The sequence below is a fragment of the Bacteroides sp. AR20 genome (genome assembly GCF_964250605.1).
Lineage (GTDB): Bacteria > Bacteroidota > Bacteroidia > Bacteroidales > Bacteroidaceae > Bacteroides > Bacteroides uniformis.
The window spans coordinates 1-20,456 of sequence record NZ_CAXUGK010000040.1; the positions used below are offsets into that span (position 1 = coordinate 1).

At 49.5% G+C, this 20,456-nt stretch carries 16 protein-coding genes and 2 pseudogenes; 8 read left to right on the forward strand and 10 right to left on the reverse strand.

Annotated elements, in window-relative coordinates; all coding sequences use genetic code 11:
- The first annotated feature begins 111 nt into the window (after positions 1-111).
- The 6 genes and pseudogenes from atpE (at position 112) to ACESTD_RS16700 (ending at position 6,656) form a co-directional block, all read left to right on the forward strand.
- Positions 112-369 carry an ATP synthase F0 subunit C gene (gene atpE, locus ACESTD_RS16675; RefSeq protein ID WP_005829122.1) on the forward strand — a complete coding sequence of 86 codons (258 nt, stop codon included), beginning with the start codon at positions 112-114 and terminating at the stop codon, positions 367-369.
- 95 nt (positions 370-464) lie between these two features.
- A complete protein-coding gene (gene atpF / locus ACESTD_RS16680) occupies positions 465-971 on the forward strand; it encodes a F0F1 ATP synthase subunit B (RefSeq protein ID WP_005836994.1) in 507 nt (168 codons plus the stop codon).
- A gap of 11 nt (positions 972-982) precedes the next feature.
- Positions 983-1,543, forward strand: a complete 561-nt coding sequence (locus tag ACESTD_RS16685) for a F0F1 ATP synthase subunit delta (RefSeq protein WP_151882531.1) — start codon at positions 983-985, stop codon at positions 1,541-1,543.
- A 133-nt stretch (positions 1,544-1,676) separates the two neighbouring features.
- On the forward strand, positions 1,677-3,260 hold the full coding sequence (atpA, locus tag ACESTD_RS16690) for a F0F1 ATP synthase subunit alpha (protein WP_373159022.1): 1,584 nt from the start codon (positions 1,677-1,679) through the stop codon (positions 3,258-3,260).
- Between the two features lie 121 nt (positions 3,261-3,381).
- Positions 3,382-4,272 carry a F0F1 ATP synthase subunit gamma gene (locus tag ACESTD_RS16695; RefSeq protein ID WP_005836996.1) on the forward strand — a complete coding sequence of 297 codons (891 nt, stop codon included), beginning with the start codon at positions 3,382-3,384 and terminating at the stop codon, positions 4,270-4,272.
- Positions 4,273-4,439: 167 nt separating this feature from the next.
- Positions 4,440-6,656 (forward strand): annotated as a pseudogene (locus tag ACESTD_RS16700) (AAA family ATPase).
- Between the two features lie 31 nt (positions 6,657-6,687).
- On the opposite strand, the gene ACESTD_RS16705 reads toward ACESTD_RS16700, so the two are convergent.
- The 5 genes from ACESTD_RS16705 to ACESTD_RS16725 all read right to left on the reverse strand — a co-directional run bounded on the left by ACESTD_RS16705 (position 6,688) and on the right by ACESTD_RS16725 (position 11,508).
- Positions 6,688-7,590: an NAD(P)-dependent oxidoreductase gene (locus ACESTD_RS16705; protein WP_373159021.1), complete on the reverse strand. Its 903-nt coding sequence runs from the start codon at positions 7,588-7,590 to the stop codon at positions 6,688-6,690.
- 25 nt (positions 7,591-7,615) lie between these two features.
- Positions 7,616-8,212 (reverse strand): hypothetical protein, encoded by a 597-nt coding sequence (locus ACESTD_RS16710; protein ID WP_057255874.1) that lies wholly within the window; start codon positions 8,210-8,212, stop codon positions 7,616-7,618.
- 100 nt (positions 8,213-8,312) lie between these two features.
- Positions 8,313-9,119: a hypothetical protein gene (locus tag ACESTD_RS16715; protein ID WP_117966408.1), complete on the reverse strand. Its 807-nt coding sequence runs from the start codon at positions 9,117-9,119 to the stop codon at positions 8,313-8,315.
- A 21-nt stretch (positions 9,120-9,140) separates the two neighbouring features.
- On the reverse strand, positions 9,141-9,863 hold the full coding sequence (locus ACESTD_RS16720; protein ID WP_022400751.1) for a response regulator transcription factor: 723 nt from the start codon (positions 9,861-9,863) through the stop codon (positions 9,141-9,143).
- A gap of 73 nt (positions 9,864-9,936) precedes the next feature.
- Positions 9,937-11,508, reverse strand: a complete 1,572-nt coding sequence (locus ACESTD_RS16725; protein WP_373159020.1) for a sensor histidine kinase — start codon at positions 11,506-11,508, stop codon at positions 9,937-9,939.
- A 201-nt stretch (positions 11,509-11,709) separates the two neighbouring features.
- Here ACESTD_RS16725 and ACESTD_RS16730 point away from each other — a divergent pair, with 201 nt between their 5' ends.
- Together ACESTD_RS16730 and ACESTD_RS16735 are read left to right on the forward strand one after the other, a co-directional pair.
- Positions 11,710-13,863 (forward strand): outer membrane beta-barrel family protein, encoded by a 2,154-nt coding sequence (locus ACESTD_RS16730; RefSeq protein ID WP_259008378.1) that lies wholly within the window; start codon positions 11,710-11,712, stop codon positions 13,861-13,863.
- 115 nt (positions 13,864-13,978) lie between these two features.
- A pseudogene (locus tag ACESTD_RS16735) lies at positions 13,979-15,642 on the forward strand (formate--tetrahydrofolate ligase).
- A gap of 105 nt (positions 15,643-15,747) precedes the next feature.
- Here ACESTD_RS16735 and glyA read toward each other — a convergent pair.
- The 5 genes from glyA to pyrB all read right to left on the reverse strand — a co-directional run bounded on the left by glyA (position 15,748) and on the right by pyrB (position 19,926).
- A complete protein-coding gene (gene glyA, locus ACESTD_RS16740) occupies positions 15,748-17,028 on the reverse strand; it encodes a serine hydroxymethyltransferase (RefSeq protein ID WP_005829088.1) in 1,281 nt (426 codons plus the stop codon).
- Between the two features lie 102 nt (positions 17,029-17,130).
- Positions 17,131-17,901 (reverse strand): porin family protein, encoded by a 771-nt coding sequence (locus tag ACESTD_RS16745; protein ID WP_008663573.1) that lies wholly within the window; start codon positions 17,899-17,901, stop codon positions 17,131-17,133.
- Positions 17,902-17,924: 23 nt separating this feature from the next.
- Positions 17,925-18,491, reverse strand: a complete 567-nt coding sequence (locus tag ACESTD_RS16750; protein WP_005829084.1) for a flavin reductase family protein — start codon at positions 18,489-18,491, stop codon at positions 17,925-17,927.
- Complete coding sequence (pyrI, locus tag ACESTD_RS16755; protein WP_005829083.1) at positions 18,488-18,952, reverse strand: aspartate carbamoyltransferase regulatory subunit; 465 nt, start codon at positions 18,950-18,952, stop codon at positions 18,488-18,490. The genes ACESTD_RS16750 and pyrI overlap by 4 nt, the downstream gene beginning before the upstream one ends.
- Positions 18,953-18,978: 26 nt before the next feature.
- Positions 18,979-19,926 (reverse strand): aspartate carbamoyltransferase, encoded by a 948-nt coding sequence (pyrB, locus tag ACESTD_RS16760; protein WP_005829081.1) that lies wholly within the window; start codon positions 19,924-19,926, stop codon positions 18,979-18,981.
- Positions 19,927-20,456 lie beyond the last annotated feature (530 nt).

The window sequence follows — 20,456 nt, forward strand, 5'->3', positions numbered from 1 at the left end:
GGATACCTCACGCCAAACGAAAAATTTAAACAAATTATTAATCAGAATTCTGTTGCATTTGCAAGTTGAATTCAGCTATTAATAAAAATAACCATTTAAAAACTGAAAGTTATGTTACTATCTGTATTATTGCAAGCTGCTGCGGCAGGTGTGGGAGTTAGTAAACTGGGTGCAGCCATTGGTGCTGGTTTGGCTGTTATTGGTGCTGGTGTAGGTATTGGTAAAATCGGCGGTTCTGCTATGGAGGCCATTGCCCGCCAGCCGGAAGCATCCGGAGATATCCGTATGAACATGATTATTGCCGCTGCCTTGATTGAAGGTGTTGCTTTGTTGGCAGTAGTTGTGTGTTTATTGGTATTCTTTTTATAATGTACAATCTACCATTTACCATTTACAATTTGTCCGTGCAGCATCACCGCGCAGCCAAATTGTAAATCGTAAATTGTCAAATAGTAAATAAAATTATGTCATTGTTATTACCCGATAGTGGTCTGCTGTTCTGGATGCTCCTTTCATTCGGTGTGGTGTTTGTGGTGCTTGCCAAGTACGGTTTTCCCGTTATCACCAAGATGGTGGAAGGTCGCAAGACCTACATCGACCAGTCTTTGGAAGTGGCACGCGAAGCAAATGCCCAGCTCTCCAAACTGAAAGAGGAGAGTGAAGCGTTGATTGCTGCTGCCAACAAAGAACAAGGACGTATTCTGCGGGAGGCGATGCATGAGCGTGACAAGATTATCGTCGAAGCACGCAAGCAGGCGGAAGCCGCCGCGCAGAAGGAGCTGGACGAAGTTAAAAAGCAGATACAGCAAGAGAAGGAAGAGGCCATCCGCGATATTCGCCGCCAGGTGGCAGTCTTGTCCGTAGATATAGCCGAGAAAATTATCCGCAAGAATCTGGACGAGAAACATGAGCAGATGGAGATGATAGACCGGATGTTGGATGAAGTGCTGGCCGCAAGTAAAAACAATTAATTCTCAAAGAAATGGATATAGGAATCGTTTCGATGCGTTATGCGAAAGCATTGATGGAATATGCCAAGAGCATGGGGGCAGAAGATACTCTGTACAAGGAGTTTTGTATGCTCGACCGTAGCTTCAGGAAACATCCGGATTTGCGCATGGCATTGGAAAACCCCATCCTGACGATACGTGAGAAGTTAACACTTATCTGTACCGCTGCTGTGGGGGATGCTCCTGCGGGCCGTGAGTTTGCGCGTTTCATGACCCTGGTGTTGAAGAACCGGCGGGAAAACTTTCTCCAGTACATCTGCCTGAGTTTTCTGGATTTGTACCGGAAAGACAAGCATATCGGTGTAGGAAAGCTGATAACAGCCGTTCCCGTCAGCCAGGAAGTGCGGGAGCGCATCCATGACAGTGCTTCCTCCCTGCTGCATGCCAGCATGGAGCTGCAGACTGAAGTGGATCCCTCCATTGAAGGTGGTTTTATCTTCGACATCAACGACTTCCGTCTGGATGCCAGTATTGCTACGCAGCTTAAGAAAGTGAAACAGCAGTTCATTGATAGGAATAGAAGAATCGTGTGATTTACGATTTGACAATTTACAATTTACTTATTTAATAGTCTTGTGATGCGTAAGTTGTAGAGGTCAAACAGTATATGATTCGGGTTCTTTCAAATAGTAAATAGTAAATTGTAAAATAGTAAATACTAAGATGTTGTCTGAAAATATAAAAGTAAGCGAAGTCTCCGATATTCTCCGCAAGCAACTGGAAGGGATTGACACCCGCGTACAGTTGGACGAGATTGGCACGGTACTGCAAGTCAGTGACGGTGTAGCCCGTATCTATGGGTTGCGCAATGCCGAAGCCAACGAGTTGTTGGAGTTCGACAACGGCATCAAGGCCATTGTGATGAACCTCGAAGAGGATAATGTGGGTGCTGTGTTGCTTGGCCCTACGGATAAAATCAAGGAAGGCTTCATTGTAAAGCGTACCAAGCGTATTGCTTCCATCATGGTGGGAGAGGGTATGCTGGGCCGTGTAATAGACCCTCTGGGTGCGCCGCTCGATGGCAAAGGACTGATAGGCGGAGAACTTTATGAAATGCCGCTGGAACGCAAGGCGCCGGGAGTTATCTTCCGTCAGCCGGTGAATCAGCCGCTACAGACCGGTCTGAAGGCTGTGGATGCCATGATACCTATTGGCCGCGGACAGCGTGAACTGATTATCGGTGACCGCCAGACCGGTAAGACGGCCATTGCCATCGATACCATCATCAACCAGCGTGCCAATTTTGATGCTGGTGATCCGGTATATTGCATTTATGTAGCCATTGGCCAGAAAGGTTCTACCGTAGCTTCTATTGTGAATACCCTGCACCAGTACGGTGCGATGGACTATACCATTGTGGTGGCTGCTACGGCGGGCGACCCGGCTGCATTGCAGTATTACGCTCCCTTTGCAGGGGCTGCCATCGGAGAGTATTTCCGTGATACCGGCCGTCATGCGCTGGTGGTCTATGACGACTTGTCCAAGCAGGCGGTGGCCTATCGTGAAGTGTCTCTGATTCTGCGCCGTCCATCAGGACGTGAGGCCTATCCGGGTGATATCTTCTATCTGCACTCCCGTTTGTTGGAACGTGCGGCGAAGATTATCAGCCAGGAGGAAGTGGCACGCGAGATGAACGACCTGCCGGACAGTCTGAAAGGCAAGGTGAAAGGTGGCGGTTCGCTGACTGCATTGCCCATTATCGAAACTCAGGCAGGAGACGTGTCCGCCTATATCCCAACGAATGTGATTTCAATCACTGACGGGCAGATATTCCTTGATACGAACCTCTTCAACCAGGGTAACCGTCCGGCCATTGACGTGGGTATCTCTGTGAGCCGTGTGGGTGGTAATGCCCAAGTCAAGGCTATGAAGAAGGTGGCAGGTACATTAAAGATTGACCAGGCACAGTACCGGGAGCTGGAAGCGTTTACCAAGTTCAGTGGCGATATGGACCCCGTGACGGCATTGACCATCGACAAGGGACAGAAGAATACACGCCTGCTGGTACAGCCCCAATACAGCCCGATACCGGTAGAAAAGCAGATTGCCATTCTTTATTGCGGCACGCACGGCTTGTTGAGGAATGTTCCTTTGGACAAGGTCAGCGAGTTTGAACGCAACTTCCTTGAGTCTCTTGAGATGAACTATCGCATGGAGGTACTCGACGTTTTAAAGACGGGTGCCATCAATGACGATGTCTGCAAGAAGATTGAGGAGACAGCAGAGGCGGTTGCAAGGCAATTCATGTAATTTACGATTGGACGATTTACGATTTACGATTGGGGCTACTCTATATGGTAAGTGGTAAATCGGCTGCAAGCAAAAGTAACTTCAATCGTAAATCGTAAATAATTAAATCGTAAATAGATATATGTCTTCACTGAAAGAGGTAAAAAATAGAATAAGCTCCGTCAAGAGTACACGCCAGATAACATCGGCTATGAAGATGGTGGCATCTGCCAAACTGCATAAGGCGCAGGGGCGGATTGAGAATATGCTGCCTTATCAACGGAAGCTGAATGAGATTCTGACGAACTTTCTGCGTACGGATGCTTCCTTCGAGTCGCCCTATACCGAGAAAAGACCCGTGACGAGAGTAGCGGTTGTGGCGTTTTCGTCCAATAGTTCCTTGTGCGGTGCATTCAACTCGAATGTGGCGAAGATGCTGGAACGGGCTTTGGAAGATTACCAGTCGCTGGGCAAGGAGAATATTCTGATATATCCCGTTGGGAGAAAGGTGGAGGAAGCCGTCAAGAAAATGGGATATGTGCCGCAAGGCAGCTACCAGGTGATGGCAGACAAGCCTTCGTACGTTGAAGCGTATGAGCTGGCAGAGAAGTTGATGCATGAGTTTGTGGAAAAGCAGATTGACCATGTGGAGCTGATTTACCATCACTTCAAATCGATGGGTTCGCAGGTGCTGCTCCGCGAGAATTATCTGCCCATTGACCTGACGCAAGTAGCGCAGGAGGCGGCAGAAGATGTACCGGAGGATGCCCGCAGTTTTAATAATGATTACATTGTGGAACCTTCCGTCGGCGAACTGATAGCGGAACTTCTGCCAAAAGTGTTGAGTCAGAAGATATTTACCGTGCTTCTCGATTCCAATACTTCGGAACATGCTGCCCGTATGCTAGCCATGCAGACGGCGACAGATAATGCCAACGAGTTGATTCAAGATTTGACGAAACAGTATAACAAGAGCCGTCAGCAGGCCATTACGAATGAGCTGCTCGATATTATCGGCGGTAGCTTGAAATAGTCCGGATTGCCCCGTAAAGGGCTTTCTCAGGATGGGTACAAATAAATGGAATAATAGGACAAGGATAACGAAATAACCGCTATCTTTGTCCTATTATCATATATGGCTACTGATGAAATCCGTATCATTCTGAGAGAGAGCGGATTGGTTGAATAATAAACATATCAATGGAGAATAATCCCGAAATAGCGCTTGCATGGCAATTCATTGAAAACACAGGCACTCATCTTTTTTTGACCGGCAAGGCAGGTACCGGTAAGACAACTTTCCTGCGAAAACTGAGGGCAGAGAGTCCGAAACGGATGATTGTACTTGCACCGACGGGAATTGCCGCTATCAATGCAGGCGGTGTCACCATCCACTCCTTTTTCCAAGTACCTTTCGCTCCTTATGTGCCCGAAAGCTCATTCAGCGCAGATGGCAAGGCAACCTACCGTTTTCGTTACGGGAAAGAGAAAATCAACATTATACGCAGCATAGATTTATTGGTCATCGATGAAATCAGTATGGTCCGTGCCGACTTGCTCGATTCGGTGGATGCCGTCTTGAGGCGGTTCCGCGACCGGAACAAACCCTTTGGCGGCGTGCAACTGCTGATGATTGGCGACTTACAGCAGCTGTCTCCCGTAGTGAAAGACGATGAGTGGCAGATGCTGCGCAAATACTATGACACGCCCTATTTTTTCTCCAGCCAGGCTTTGAAGCAGACGGAATACTGCACTATAGAACTAAAGAAAGTCTATCGGCAGAACGATGGGACTTTTCTTGAATTACTGAACCGCATTCGCGAAAACCGTTGTGACGGGCAAGTGCTGGAAGCCTTGAACCGCCGGTATATTCCCAATTTCGTACCAGATAAAGAAGAAGGATACATCCGCCTGGTGACCCACAATTATCAGGCCCAACGGATTAATGACCATGAGCTGGAACAACTTCCGGGACGCTCGTATGCCTTTCGTGCCAAGATTGACGGAAAGTTTCCCGAATATTCCTATCCCACGGATGAAGTACTGGAACTGAAACGCGGTGCCCAGGTAATGTTTGTGAAGAACGACATCTCCGGTGAGCACCGTTACTACAATGGCATGATTGGAGAGGTGACAGCCGTGTCGGCAGATGGAATTGAAGTGCGCAGTAAGGGAAGCGACGCTACCTTCTTACTTCAAGAGGAAGAGTGGACGAATGCCAAATACGTGCTTGATGAGGAAACCAAGGAGATTACAGAAGATATTGAAGGAACATTCCGGCAATATCCGCTGAAGCTGGCGTGGGCGATTACCATTCACAAAAGCCAGGGACTGACGTTTGAACGTGCCGTGATTGATGCCAGCGCCTCCTTTGCGCATGGGCAGACGTATGTGGCCCTGAGCCGCTGCAAGACGCTGGAGGGAGTGGTGCTCAGTGCTCCGCTTTCTGCAAGAGCCATAATCAATGACAATGCGGTGGAAACCTTCACGATGGAGGCACGGAGAAACGAGCCGGACGAGAAACGCTTCCGTTCCTTGCAGCAGACCTATTTCCTGGAACTGCTGTCGGGCTTGTTCGATTTCCAGCCCATGGAGCAGGCTTTGCGGCGGTATGTGCGGCTGATAGACGAACACTTGTACAAGCTCTTTCCCAAGCAACTCGCAGCCTGTAAGGAGGAAATGGAACGTTTTCACGACAAAGTGACGAAAGTAGCCCAGAAGTTCAGTATCCAGTATACCCGCCTGATTGATACTGCGCAGGACTATGCAGCCGACCCGACTTTGCAGGGGCGCATACACTCTGCCGCCACTTATTTTCAAGAGTAGTTGCAACCGCTGGATGCGGTGATGGCGAGTACGGTAACTTCTGATAATAAAGAGTTGAAGAAGAAGCTCCGGGATGCCATGGAGGAACTGGAGGAAGTGTTTGACATGAAGACTGATTTGCTGGATTATGTGCTGGAGAATGGTTTCCATATGGCAGGATACTTGAAGCAGAAAGCACTGCTTTCCATTGATGATTCGGCTTCGCAGAAGGGTAAAGGCAAAGGGAGAAGTGCTTCTGCCAAAGAAGGGCAGGGAAGCAGTAAGCAGGCTGATAAAGAGAAACGTCCGCGTGAGCGGAAACGCGATGCTGCGGCTGTTGAAGTACCCACGGATGTGCTGCATCCGGAACTTTACAACCGCTTGGTAGCATGGCGCAATGCAGAAGCTTCCGCATTAGGGCTGCCCGTATACACCGTCATTCAGCAGAAGGCAATTCTAGGCATCAGCAATCTGCTTCCTTCGGATAAGGCCATGCTTGTACGCATTCCGTATTTCGGAAAAAAAGGGGTGGAGAAATATGGAGATGTGATTCTGGAGATGGTACGTGTGTATCGCAAAGAGAAAGGACTGGCAGAGCCGGAGTTGCTGTAGTCGAATCTGCTGCCATCCGCACCTGCATTATTTACCATCCGAACATCTGCTTTATTCCTTCTTCCAGCGTGCGCGGCTGATACCCCAGTTCCCGGCTTGCCTTTTCTATACTCAGCCCGCTGAAACGGGGACGTGGCGTCTTTTCATTCATCTCCTTCGTAGTGACGGGACGGATGAGCGAGCGATTCAGTCCCAATACGTCCGCTACCCAATAAGCGATGTCTGCAATGGTCAGGCACTCGCTGCCACAGAGGTGGTAGATGCCGTTTTGCGGATGACTTATCAGCTTCTCCACTCCTTGCGACACGTCTCCCACGAAGGTGGGCGTACGCCATTGGTCGGACACGACGAACACTTCCTCATTGTTCCTTAATCTGTTTGCCACCAGTTGGAGCACATTGCCATGCTGTCCGGGCAGGGAGGCACCGTACACCACCACTACACGCACGATGGCATAATCCTTGCAAACGGCAGCGATACGTTTCTCACCTTCCAGTTTGGTGTAGCCGTAATAATTAACGGGAGCGGGAATATCCTCCTCCGTATAGGGTCGGTCCGTATCACCACCGAAAACGAAGTCGGTGGAAAGATGGATAAAACGGCTACCTCCCGCCTCACAGCATTCTGCCAGATGCTCCACGGCAGTAATGTTGACGGCATCCGCTTCTGCATGGTGCGTTTCGCAGTAATCGGGGACGGAGAGGGCGGAGGTATTGATTACAACATCCGGCTGTACTTCCTGGAAAAGCTTTTTCACCGCCTGGCGGTTGCATATATCCGTACGGATAAAGCGATAGTCGCCCGAATGGGGACAGATGTCGTCGTGCAGGGAACAGCCCGTTGTCTGATAAGACACGTTGTGGGACAAATCATCCAGGATGCGTCTGCCGGTAAAACCGTTGGCGCCTATCACCAGTATTTTCTTTCTTGTCATTGATTCTGTTGTTAAGTGATGGGCATCAATAGGGCACGTGTCTGCCCTGCTGTACCTCGATGCGTATGCCAAAGGCTCCGTTGGCTGATTTCAGCTCGAACGCCCCTTTGAAATTGTTCTTTTCCCAAGGCAGTGCGGAAGGGTTGGGCACTTTCCAGCCGTCCTTGTCATATTCGCCGTACGTATGGATGCGCATGCCGTTCTTCAAAGTGAAACTTCCCATTTGCAGGTTGTCGGTAGAGCCCCAGAAGCCCGTCAGTCCGAAGGGATTCGAACTGAAATACCGGGAGTTGCTGAGTGAGAATATGTTCGAAAGACCTTGTGAATAAGTCACGTTCGGGTTCAACTGGAAGATGCGGCTATAGTCTTTGCTGGCATCCGGTATCTCCAAAGTGAATTTGGGAAGAGTGGGGGCGGACAGATTCATCAGCCCCATATCCAGCAGGAAGCCGTCGTAATTCTTCACGTCCGGCAGAAGTTCCTTTTCAGACGGAGACATGCCTTCGGGAGACGCTTTGCCACGTACTGCAGTACGTACCGTATCGGCAGGCATCTCGCTCTGTGCGCTGACGGATGACATGCCTGCAAGTAAAATGATGATGCAGAAGAAGATTCGTTTCATTGTTCTTTGTTCACAATTTCAGTTGCTGTCTGCCGCATAGGGGCAGACTGAACAAAGATACTCGTTTCCCTCTATTTCCGGAAATATCTTTGTATTATTTCTATTTCTTTATACGAATGGTAGGGGCGAAAATGGGCGAAGTCACCCATTTCATTTTGGTGGGGTCGTATCTTCGTTCCATCCCTCCGTTGAGGTCGAGCCAGTCCGTCACTTTCAGTTCCAGTACCATGCCATAACCGCTTTGCGGATACATCGGGTTCATATATCCATGAAAGGAGTTACTTCTCCCGTAGCCCGAATACTGGCCGAAGGCATGTAGACGCATGTAGGGATTGATGCGGTAGGATACGGAGGCATTGTAGCCTATGTCCCATTGAGTACCTCGGGGGGCATCCCTTTTGGCATACTGGGCACCGGTAATGGATGAAGGTTGGGAGATGGAATAATGGGCGGCATATACCCCTCCGCTCAATTCCCAATGTCCGTCGGGACTGTAATAAGTAACTCCTGCGCCAGCCTGCATGATGGAGCCCATTGCAGGATAGGTGTTATGGCTGCCGTACATCGTCAGTACGACTTCCGGCGAGAGCAGGAAATCGGCGAAACGCTGGAAGTCCCATTCAAAGATGTTTTTCTGAAAGTGTATCTTCTTCATGTCCGTCCAGGGCAGGGGCTCCACATAGTCGGAGGGAGGGAGATGGAGATTTATCTCTTCCTGCTGTTCGCCCTGCAGACTTTGTTGGGGCTGGCTTTCATCAAGGCCCGTACGCTTGTTCTCTTTTGGAGAAAAGGGAATCTGCTCTTTCTTTACGGGAGGCCGGTTCTTTATTGTGTCTTCCGGAATCTCGCTCTGTGCATAGGCGCAGAGTGAGGAACAGATAAAAGTAATGAATAATAACTTTCTCATAAATAGTAGTTTAGTTTTAGTTTAGTTCACTATTAGTTTATATCCTATTCCCCGCACATTGACGATACGGATGCGCTCGTCTCCGGCCAGTTTATGCCGCAGTTTGGTGATGAACACATGCAGGCTGCGGGAGTTGAAGAAGCTGTCGTCTCCCCAGAGGTCGAGCAATACATTCTGGGTGTTGACCACCTGGTTACGGTTCTCGCAAAGACGTTTCAGTATCTCGGACTCGCGGTGGGAGAGTTCCACTTCCGTATCCGCGTTAGGTGAAGTCGGGGTGCTGCCTGCAAAAGCAAGTCGTTGAGTGACGGAATTGAAACGGTAGTCACCGATTTCAAAAACGGTAGTTTCTTTGGGCTTTTCCTCTGTAAAGGAGAAAGCTTTGCCTACCAGGGCCTTTATGCGGATAATGAGTTCCTGCATTCCGAAAGGCTTTTTCAGGTAGTCGTTGGCACCCAGCTCAAACCCTTCCACCACATCGTTGATGGTGGAGCGGGCGGTAAGGAACAGTACCGGGGTCTGTTTGTCGGTCTGCCGGATGCGGCGCACCATTTCAAAGCCGTCCATGCGGGGCATCATCACGTCTGCCACCAGCACGTCGGGACGGAGGTCGAAGAACTTGCGCAATCCCTCTTCACCGTCTGCTGCGGTGTGGATGATGAAGTTCTGCCCTTCCAATGTGTCCTTGATAATCATGGCGAGGGTCTGTTCGTCCTCAACCAGAAGTACGGTTATCTTTTCCATAATTGTCGCTTTTGTTACAAGTAATGTAAAGCTCCTTAACAAGTAATGTAAAGTACCCTAACAAATAATGTTATCATATCCTTATCGTAAAGGTACTTCCTTTTCCCAACTCACTCTTTACCGATACGCTGCCACCATGCTTCTCTATCATGGTCTTCACATAGAACAATCCCAGCCCATAGCCTTTCACATCGTGCAGATTACCCGTGGGTACGCGGTAGAATTTGTCGAAGATGTGCTTCTGCTTCTCGGGAGCAATACCGATACCGTGGTCGCTGACAGAGATTTCGGTCTGTTCATTCTGCCCTTCGACGGCCATCTTGCGGCAATGGATGGTCACTTCGGCTTCTCCGTGCGAATATTTGATGGCGTTGTCTATCAGGTTGCTGATGATGTTGCTGAAATGCGTACGGTCGGCAAGTACGCTCAAATCTTCCGGTTCGATGTCCACCGATATGTGGACGGAGCTTTCCGCTTTCAGCTTGTGTTGTTCGATGAGCGTTTCCAGAATATCACGTATTGCAAACTCCTCCGGGTGCAGGCGGAAAGTCCTGCGGCGTTCCATACTCATGGAAAGTATCTGTTCAACCAGTCCACTGAGGCGCTGAAGCTGTTCCTGGCAGATACGCAGGTATTTGTCGCGTTGGGCCTTTTCCTCCGCTTGGTTGAAGTTGAGCAGAGCGTCGTTGGCGGCGTAGGCTACGGCGATGGGGGTCTTCAGTTCGTGGGTGATGTTGTTGGTGAAATCGCTCTTCATCTCTTCCAGTGTCTTCTGTTTCAAGATGGTGCGTATCAAGAACCAGAAGGAGAAAGCGAGTACAATCAAGATGATGAATGACGTGGTGAGAATGCCCGACATCTGCCGCAGAACCAGCATGCCGACCGGTTCCATGATGAGACGGTAGCTTTGACTTGTATTGATGTCGAAAGAATAATTATATTCCACAGCTTTTGAGGTAGGCACATAGCCGGGAGTACCGATGTTTACCAATGTATCTATATAGAGAATGGTAGAGTCCCATTTACTGCCTTTGTGAAGATGTAGCAGCCTATGGGGAAGATTGATGTTACGGTCATGCAGGAATGAAGTCAGCAGGCTGTCATAAAGCAGTACGTCGGGGTCGGAAATGATGTCCAGTCCCGAATGCAGTCCGCGCTGGAAGTAGGTGGCGAGTTCCAGCATACTGTTTTGGTCGCGCAAAATCACATCCAGTCCCCCTTTGGCACTCAATGCGGATTGGGGAGAGCTGTCTGAGTCCCTGACACTGACTTCCACGCGGGTTGAATCGTTCGGGTGGGTCACGTAAACACTGTCTCCTTTGGGCATGAAGGTTTCGTGCAGGGTGGTGTTGTCCAAAGAATCTTCACGGGAGATGGTGGTACTGCTACGGACAAATGATTTTCCGTCATCGCTGTATCCGGCTGATACGCTGACTTCACCGTGGTTTATGTCGTCCTGCTTCATTTTATCCACGCGTATCATCATTTCGTTATAGTCGCTCATGCGCATGGCTTCGGTGATGTCCCTTTCCATTTCACTGTGCATGGTATGGTAGAGCCCCGTCAGCCAGTAGGCTTGGTAGGCGAAGATGCCGGCCAGGGAGACGATGACAAGTATGGCAATATATTTGAATGGCAGTTTCATGTTTGTTTCCGGTTACTTTTATACATACAAAGGTAAGATTAATATTGTGAACCCTATCATCCGATAAGACTAAATAACACTCCCGATAACACTGGATAACACTTGGTAAGCCGCTGATAACACAAGTTTCTGCTGATTCTGCCGTACTTTGCAGACGAAGATTTGCAGAAGAAGAATATAAACATAAATAAAAAGAAGGACATGAAACGATTCTATTTACTCCCTATTGTATGCTGTGCTTTGAGCATCAGTCTTTCGGCACAAGAGAACAACGGCACTGCAACCACCTCCGGTGCGGACGACAACCGCATCCTCAGCGCCGACAGCCTTATCACGACCGATGCCCGTCTGGACAGTCTTTATCAGACCTTGCCGGAAGTGATGATTACCGGTGAACGCCCCATCGTTAAGGCAGCGCAAGGCAAGCTGGTGTACGACCTGCCCCGCCTTATCCGGAACCTCCCCGTAGACAATGCCTACGATGCCGTGAAAGAGCTTCCCGGCGTCATCGAGATGAATGGAGGGCTGCAGTTGGCAGGTCAGGGAGTCACCGTTATCCTGGACGGCAAAGTAACCACCCTCAGCACAGAGCAGCTCTATTCCTTGCTGCGCAGCATCCCTGCCAGCCGCATAGAGAAGGCGGAAGTGATGTACAACGCCCCTGCACGCTACCAGGTGCGTGGCGCACTTATCAATATCACCCTGAAACAATCGGCAGGCGGCCCCGGCTCCTGGCAAGGCGAACTCTATGCCAAGTATCGCCAGAAGCATAACGAAGGCTTTGAGGAACGCGCCAGCCTGCTCTTCAGCAAAAATAAATTCTCAGCAGACTTTCTTTACTCGCACAGCCATGGCCGGAGCTACTCTACTACCGACAAAGAGGCTGTGCACACTCTGGCAGACGGCTCGGTTCACCCCATGACAACAGATGAGGTGGGCCGTGGCCGCAGCCATACCCATAATTTCAGGGTAGGGGCGGACTATAACATCGCCAAGGACCATCAGCTGAGTTTCGTCTATAACGGTGGCTATTCCACTTCCCACAACTGGAAGGGCGTGACGGGCACACAGGTGTCCACAACTCATGGCAATAGCACCGACTGGCTGCACAACGGCCGTCTGGACTATCGTACCCCTTTTGGCCTCAAAGCCGGTGCCGAACTGACCTACTACCGTTCCCCGTCCGACCAGTTGCTGCATAGCCGCATGCAGGACGAGGAACTTGACTTCTACACCGAAGATTGCCAACGCATCAACCGATGGAAATTCTTTCTGGCCCAGGAGCACAGTCTGGGAAAAGGTTGGGATTTGAATTACGGAGCCATCTATACTACCAGCATCGACAACAGCTACCAATATTATTATGACCCCGAAACCGGCGAACAACTGACCTCATCGGATGCCTTGAGCAATATGAAGTCCCGCCGCCGCGAGCAGACCTGGAATATCTATGCAGGTTTCAGCAAGAGTTTCGGCGACAAACTTGCTTTGGACGCTTCTTTGGCTGTGGAGCATTACAAGACTCCCGTCTGGAACCAGTGGGACTGGTATCCCATCGTCAACTTGAACTATATGCCGGCACCGGGACATATCCTTCAGCTCTCTCTGAGCAGCGACAAGGACTATCCCGACTACTGGGCGGTGCAGGATGCCGTCTCTTACATCGGCGGTGGATACTCTGAGCTGCATGGTAATCCGTTACTGAAACCGGCACAAGAGTATGAGCTGAAAATGACCTATATTTTGAAAAGCAAATACATCTTCAGCGCTTGGTTCAACCACACCAAGGACTACTCTGTACAGACACTCTACCAATCCTCCGAACGTCTGGTTGAAATCTACAAGACACTCAATTTTGATTATCAGCAACAAGCAGGTATACAAGCCTCTATACCGTTTAAGGTGAAGAATTGGTTGAATTCTCGTCTTACCCTCATCGGCTTGTGGCATCGCGAAAAGGATGGTGATTTCTGGGATATTCCTTTCGACAGAAAGCAATGCTATGGCATTGCCCAGATGAACAATACTTTTACTCTCTCCACCAAACCCGACTTGAAGCTGACGGTGACCGGATTTGTGCATAGTAAAGCCATTCAGGGCATCTACGACCTGCCTACGTCGGGCAATGTGAATATTGCCCTGCGCTACGGCTTCGCCAAGAACAAAGCCATTCTCAACCTCTATTGCAACGATATTTTTGAGACGGGACAGATTTCTCCCCGCATCCGTTTCAAGACGCAGAATGTGACGAATCATTACTCATGCTTCCGCGAATTCGGCGTATCGTTCACCTATAAATTCGGTGGATATAAGGAGAAGCAACGGGAGGCAGTGGATACGTCGCGGTTCAAATAGATAGAAGATGCAGGTGGTCAGGTGAAAATACGGTATTCTTTTGTACTTTGCCACATCTTTCGTACTTTTGCAACTTTCAAAACATTAAAGTTGTTATTTAAAGAAAAGACTCTGTATGAAATCGGACATTGAAATAGCCCGCAGCATAGAGCTGAAGAAGATAAAGCAGGTGGCTGAAAGTGTGGATATCCCGCGTGAGGAAGTAGAGAACTATGGCCGTTACATAGCCAAGATTCCTACGCATCTGATTGATGAAGAGAAAGTGAAGAAGAGCAATCTGATACTGGTGACGGCTATCACGGCTACGAAAGCGGGTATCGGTAAAACAACCGTGTCCATCGGGCTGGCATTGGGGCTGAACAAGATTGGCAAGAAAGCGATTGTGGCTTTACGCGAACCCTCGCTGGGTCCTTGCTTCGGCATGAAAGGCGGTGCTGCCGGTGGAGGATATGCCCAGGTGCTTCCCATGGAGAAGATAAACCTGCACTTTACGGGCGACTTTCACGCCATTACCTCCGCACACAACATGATTTCCGCTTTGCTCGACAATTACTTGTACCAGCATCAGGCAGACGGCTTCGGACTGAAAGAAATCATCTGGCGGCGCGTACTTGATGTGAATGACCGTTCCTTGCGGAGCATTGTCACCGGATTGGGACCGAGCACCAACGGCATTACTGAGGAGTCGGGCTTCGATATTACCCCGGCTTCCGAAATTATGGCTATTCTCTGTCTGGCAACAGACCTCGACGACCTCCGTCGCCGTATTGAAAATATTATTCTGGGATTCCGTTTCGATGGTACTCCTTTCACAGTGAAGGAGTTAGGAGTAGCCGGTGCCATTACCGTACTGTTGAAAGATGCTATCAACCCCAACTTGGTACAGACTACCGAAGGCTCTGCTGCTTTTGTTCATGGAGGACCGTTCGCAAATATTGCCCATGGTTGCAACTCCATTCTTGCCACAAAAATGGCCATGACATTCGGCGATTATGTAGTGACGGAAGCCGGTTTCGGAGCTGACCTGGGTGCGGAGAAGTTCTACAACATCAAGTGCCGCAAGAGCGGCCTACAGCCCAAGCTGACGATAATCGTTGCTACCGCACAAGGACTGAAGATGCATGGCGGTGTCAGTCTGGACCGCATCAAGGAACCCAATATGGAAGGACTGAAAGAGGGCTTCGGCAATCTGGACAAACATGTACGCAATTTGCGTTCATTCGGCCAGCAGGTCATCGTGGCATTCAACCGTTTTGCCAGTGATACGGACGAGGAGGTGGAAGCTATCCGCCGCCATTGCGAAGAAAAGCTTGAGGTAGGTTTTGCCGTGAACAACGCCTTTGCCAAAGGAGGAGAGGGAGCCGTTGACCTTGCCAATCTGGTAGTAGATACTATCGAGAACAAACCATCCGAACCGCTGACCTTCACCTACGAAGAGAGCGATTGCGTGGAACGTAAAATAGAAAAGGTAGACTGCAACCTCTACGGGGCAAGCGTAGTGACTTACAGTCTCCACTCCCGCAAGGTTATCAAACTGATAGAGCAGATGGGTATCAGCCATTACCCCGTCTGTATCGCCAAGACGCAGTACTCCTTCTCTGCCGACCCGAAGATATACGGTGCAGTCAACAACTTTGAGTTCCACATCAAGGATATTGTGGTCAATAACGGTGCGGAAATGATTGTAGCCATCGCCGGTGAAATTCTCCGTATGCCGGGATTACCCAAGAAACCACAAGCCGAACAATTGTGGACGGAAATATAGAAGGGCTGAGCTAAACGCGCGGAGCGCGTTTAGAATTAAAAATTAAAGGCTGCGCAGTTCAAAGCGAACATTGCGCAGCCTTTAATTTTTAATTCTTAATTTTTAATTCTGTTTGCTTATTAATAAGCAAACAGCGGGTATTCTTTCATCTTCGCATTGACGCGTGCACGTACCTCTGCGATGACTTGTTCGTTGTCTACGTTGGACAGAACGGTTTCAATCATCTCGGCAATTTCGAGCATCAGGTCTTCCTTGGCACCACGGGTTGTGATGGCAGGAGTACCCAGACGGATACCGGAAGTCTGGAAAGCCGAGCGGCTGTCAAACGGAACCATGTTCTTGTTTACGGTGATGTCGGCAGATACCAACGCCTTCTCGGCAACCTTACCGGTCAAATCGGGATATTTGCTGCGCAGGTCTACCAGCATGGAGTGGTTGTCCGTACCGCCGGAAACGATGGTGAAGCCACGGTCTATCAAGGCTTGTGCCAGGACAGCGGCGTTTTTCTTCACCTGCTTGGCATATTCTTTCCATTCCGGTTGCAGGATTTCGCCGAAGGCAACGGCTTTGGCTGCGATGACATGTTCTAGCGGACCACCTTGGATACCGGGGAATACGGCTGAATCCAGCAACTGGGACATCATCTTGATTTCTCCCTTCGGAGTTTTCTTGCCCCAGGGGTTGGGGAAGTCCTTACCCATCATGATAACGCCACCGCGAGGACCACGCAGAGTCTTGTGGGTAGTGGAGGTCACGATGTGGGCATATTTCACGGGGTTATCCAGTTCACCGGCTGCAATCAGTCCGGCAGGATGAGCCATGTCAATCATTAGGATGGCACCTATCTTGTCCGCGATTTCGCGCATGCGCTTGTAGTCCCATTCGCGGGAATAAGCAGAACCGCCGCCGATAATCATTTTGGGTTTCTCGCGCAGGGCAACTTCTTCCATCTGGTCATAGTCCACACGTCCGGTTTCCTGGTTCAGATTGTATTCGCAGGGAGTATAGATAATACCGGAAGTGTTGACCAGTGAACCATGGGAGAGGTGACCGCCGTGTGCAAGGTTCAGTCCCATGAATTTGTCGCCCGGATTGAGCACGGCGAGGAATACGGCTGCATTGGCTTGTGCACCGGAGTGCGGCTGTACGTTGGCCCATTCTGCGCCGAAGATCTGTTTCAAGCGGTCGATGGCAATCTGCTCACTCTGGTCCACTACCTCACAACCACCATAGTAACGCTTGCCGGGGTATCCTTCAGCATACTTGTTGGTGAGGCAGGAGCCCATTGCCTGCATAACCTGGTCACTTACAAAGTTCTCTGATGCAATCAGTTCAATGCCTTTGAGCTGACGTTGGTGTTCTTTTTCGATAAGTTCGAAAATTAAATCATCTCTTTTCATTCTGCTTATTAGATAAGTTTGATAAATCTGTGTTCTCTTATTAAGCGCACAAATTTACGGGAAATAAATGAATAAATTGAAAGAAAAGGAAGAAATTTACTGTCAAAAGAACACTCCGAAAGAAAAACTCAGCACATTGTCCCTGCGGTGAAAACGGATTTCGTTTTTCGTGTTTTCGTCTGCAGCGTTGTTGTCGGCCGGAATATCGTATGTCACGCTTTTGGAGATGTTATGCAGCCCCATGTCGTAACGGAAGTCGAAAAAGACGCGTGAGATGGTGACGGATACGCCGACGGTGAAACTGAGATTGAGCGGACGCAGCCTTTCACGGATATTCACCTGGTCGAAATTCTCGAAGTCGATGTCACTTTTCCTGTCCCATATATAGCGCACTTTGGGTCCTCCAAAGACGGCAAGGCTGTACGGCCCCTCCTTGATGAAGTTGTATCCGTAGATGACGGGGATGTCTATACTGTGGATGGACGATGTAATGGAGGCTTCCTCCAGCCGGGCTCCTGATGCGGCGTCTTCGGGCAGAGGTTTCTCGAAGGTGATGTTGCACCGGTTGATGTTGTAGGATATTTCCGGTTGCAGGAAGTGGCGATCGAAGTTTATCCGCATGAAAAGGGAGCCGAAATATCCTATCTTGTAATTGTTCTGCACTTCGTCGATGGGCACTCCGTTGACGCTGAACTGGGATACAAGGAACAAGGAAGAGGTGAAACCGCCTTTGAAACCGAAATTGACCGGAGTTTCCTTGCGGTGTCCGGAATGCTCTTCGTCGGCAGTACCGGGCACAACCGGAGTCTGTCCCCACATCATGGCGGGGAAGGCCAACAGATATAAGCCCATCAAGATTCGTCGCAACTCCATCTCTTAAAACCTTTATCGCATTATTACTTCTTTTTCTCTACTGACCATCCGAATTTGCCTATCTTTTCTCCCAGCTCATAATATCCACCGTGCACATAGACCAGCGGATTCGTTTCCGCCAGTTCCAGTTTGCCGGTTTCAGGGTTCAGATTACGGGTATCGGCACGTACATTTACCACATCCGCTATAAACATGTCGTGCGAACCGAGAGCCATAATCTCCTTTACCCGGCATTCTATGCAAAGCGGTGATTCCTCGATGAGAGGCGCGCTGACTACGGTGCTTTTCCCCGGTGTCAGATGCATTTCCTCGAATTTGTTGTAGTCCTTTCCGGAGCGTACGCCACACCAGTCCGTGGCCCGTGCCATATCTTTCGTGGTGAGGTTGATGACGAATTCCATATTCCGCTTGATGATGTCGTAGGAGTGGCGTTCGGGGCGTACGGAGATGTAGCACATGGGCGGGTTCGTACAAATCGTCCCCGTCCATGCGATAGTCAGAATGTTATATTCCTCCGGAGTGCTTCCGCAGCTCACCAATACGGCAGGCAGCGGATAAATCATTGTTCCGGGTTTCCAGTCTTCTTTCATATAATCTCAATATCTTCTCTGGTCTGCTCCTTTTCGCAGTAGTGGCATTTGATGACGCAATTGTCCTTATCCACGACATGAAACAACGTAGGCATAGGCTCATTGTTCGTGATGCACTTCGGGTTGGCGCATTTCACGATTCCGCGCAACTCTTCGGGCAGGCGGACTTCGCGTTTCTCCACCACTTCGTAGTCGCGGATAATGTTCAGTTTTACATTGGGAGCCACCACGGCGATACGGTTTATCTCTTCGTCGCAGAAGAACTTGTCGGCAATCTTGATGATGCCTTTCGTGCCCAGCTTCTTGCTCTTGAGGTTGAAGCCGATAGTGATATTGTTGCTCATGTGTTCCAGTCCGAGCAGGGAGACTACGGTAAACAGTCTCTCGGAGGGTATATGGTCTATTACAGTGCCGTTTTCCAGAGCAGCAACCTGCAATTCTTGTTTCTTTTCGCTTAACATCTTGAAATATTTGTTATTAGACGATTCTACTGAATTACTCCTTTACTCTTTTTCACCTCATCCAGCGTGATGCCCAGTACATCGCACAGAATAGCTTCACGGGCATACAGTCCGTTTTGTGCCTGCTGGAAATAGTATGCCTTGGGATTGTCGTCCACATCATAGGCTATTTCGTTGACACGGGGCAACGGATGCAGGATGCGCAGGTTGGGACGGGTATGTTCCAGCATCTTGTTGCGCAGGATGTAGACATTCTTCACCCGCTCGTACTCCATAAGGTCGGTGAAGCGCTCGCGCTGCACACGGGTCATGTAGAGGATGTCGGCATCAGCAATGATTTCTTCCGTAAAGTCCGTATGTTCCACGTACTTGATGTTGTGCTCGCGGCAGTAAATTTTGTATTCTTCGGGCATCCGCAACTCGTCGGGAGCGATGAAGTGGAAAGTGGGGTTGAAGTGGCGCATGGCCATCAGCAGGGAGTGGACGGTACGGCCATACTTCAAGTCGCCGACCAGGAAGATATTCAGGTTCTCCAGTGTGCCTTGTGTCTTGTAGATGGAGTAGAGATCGAGCATGGTTTGTGAGGGATGCTGGTTGGCACCGTCTCCGGCATTCACAATGGGCACGGTGGTGACTTCACTGGCATAGCGTGCGGCCCCTTCGAGGTGGTGGCGCATCACGATGATGTCGGCATAGTTGCTTACCATCTTGATGGTGTCTTTCAGCGTCTCGCCCTTGGATGAGCTGGTGGCCTTTGGGTCGCTGAACCCGATGACACGTGCTCCAAGCCGGTTGGCGGCAGTCTCGAAACTGAGGCGTGTACGGGTGGAAGGCTCGAAAAATAAGGTGGCAACTACTTTCCCGTCCAATATATGCCGATTGGGATGGGCTTCAAACTCTTTCGCCATCTCGAGCATATAGAGGATTTTTTCCCGGCTATGCTCGGCAATGGTGACTAAACTTCTGTTTTCCATATCGTTGAATTCATTTATACTTTTCGAGAGTGTAAAGTTACGGAAAATATGCGGGCTACGGAAATATGCGGGGAAGTTTTTTGCGAAATATGGGCTGTTTTTTTAACCGTGTGGCTTGTTGTCCGAAATGCCACACTTCGACAAAGTAAATGCCGCATTTCGCGAATGTTCAAGTGTGGCATTTGCCTTAGTCAAGTGCGGCGTTTGCCTTGTCGAAGTGTGGCATTCCGGACAGTGAAGTGTGGTATCTCTTTACGCCGTCGCCGTCGTTCTTTTTAACGACAACGTCGTTTTTTTCTCTTCTCTTCTTATCTTATCTCCTCTTACGCGCACGAGGGCAAGTTTTCATTGTTTCAATCTGTATTATAGCTCATTACGATGTATTTTTTCTTTCCGATTTTTCTTCAAGTTTTCTAATTGTTTTGCAATCGTTTTGCATTTCACTGAGAGTTTCCATTAAAATAAACGGGCGTTTTTTTTGTGGATGCCGGAAATCTTATCCTGAAAAAGATATAAAAAGCATAGGCACA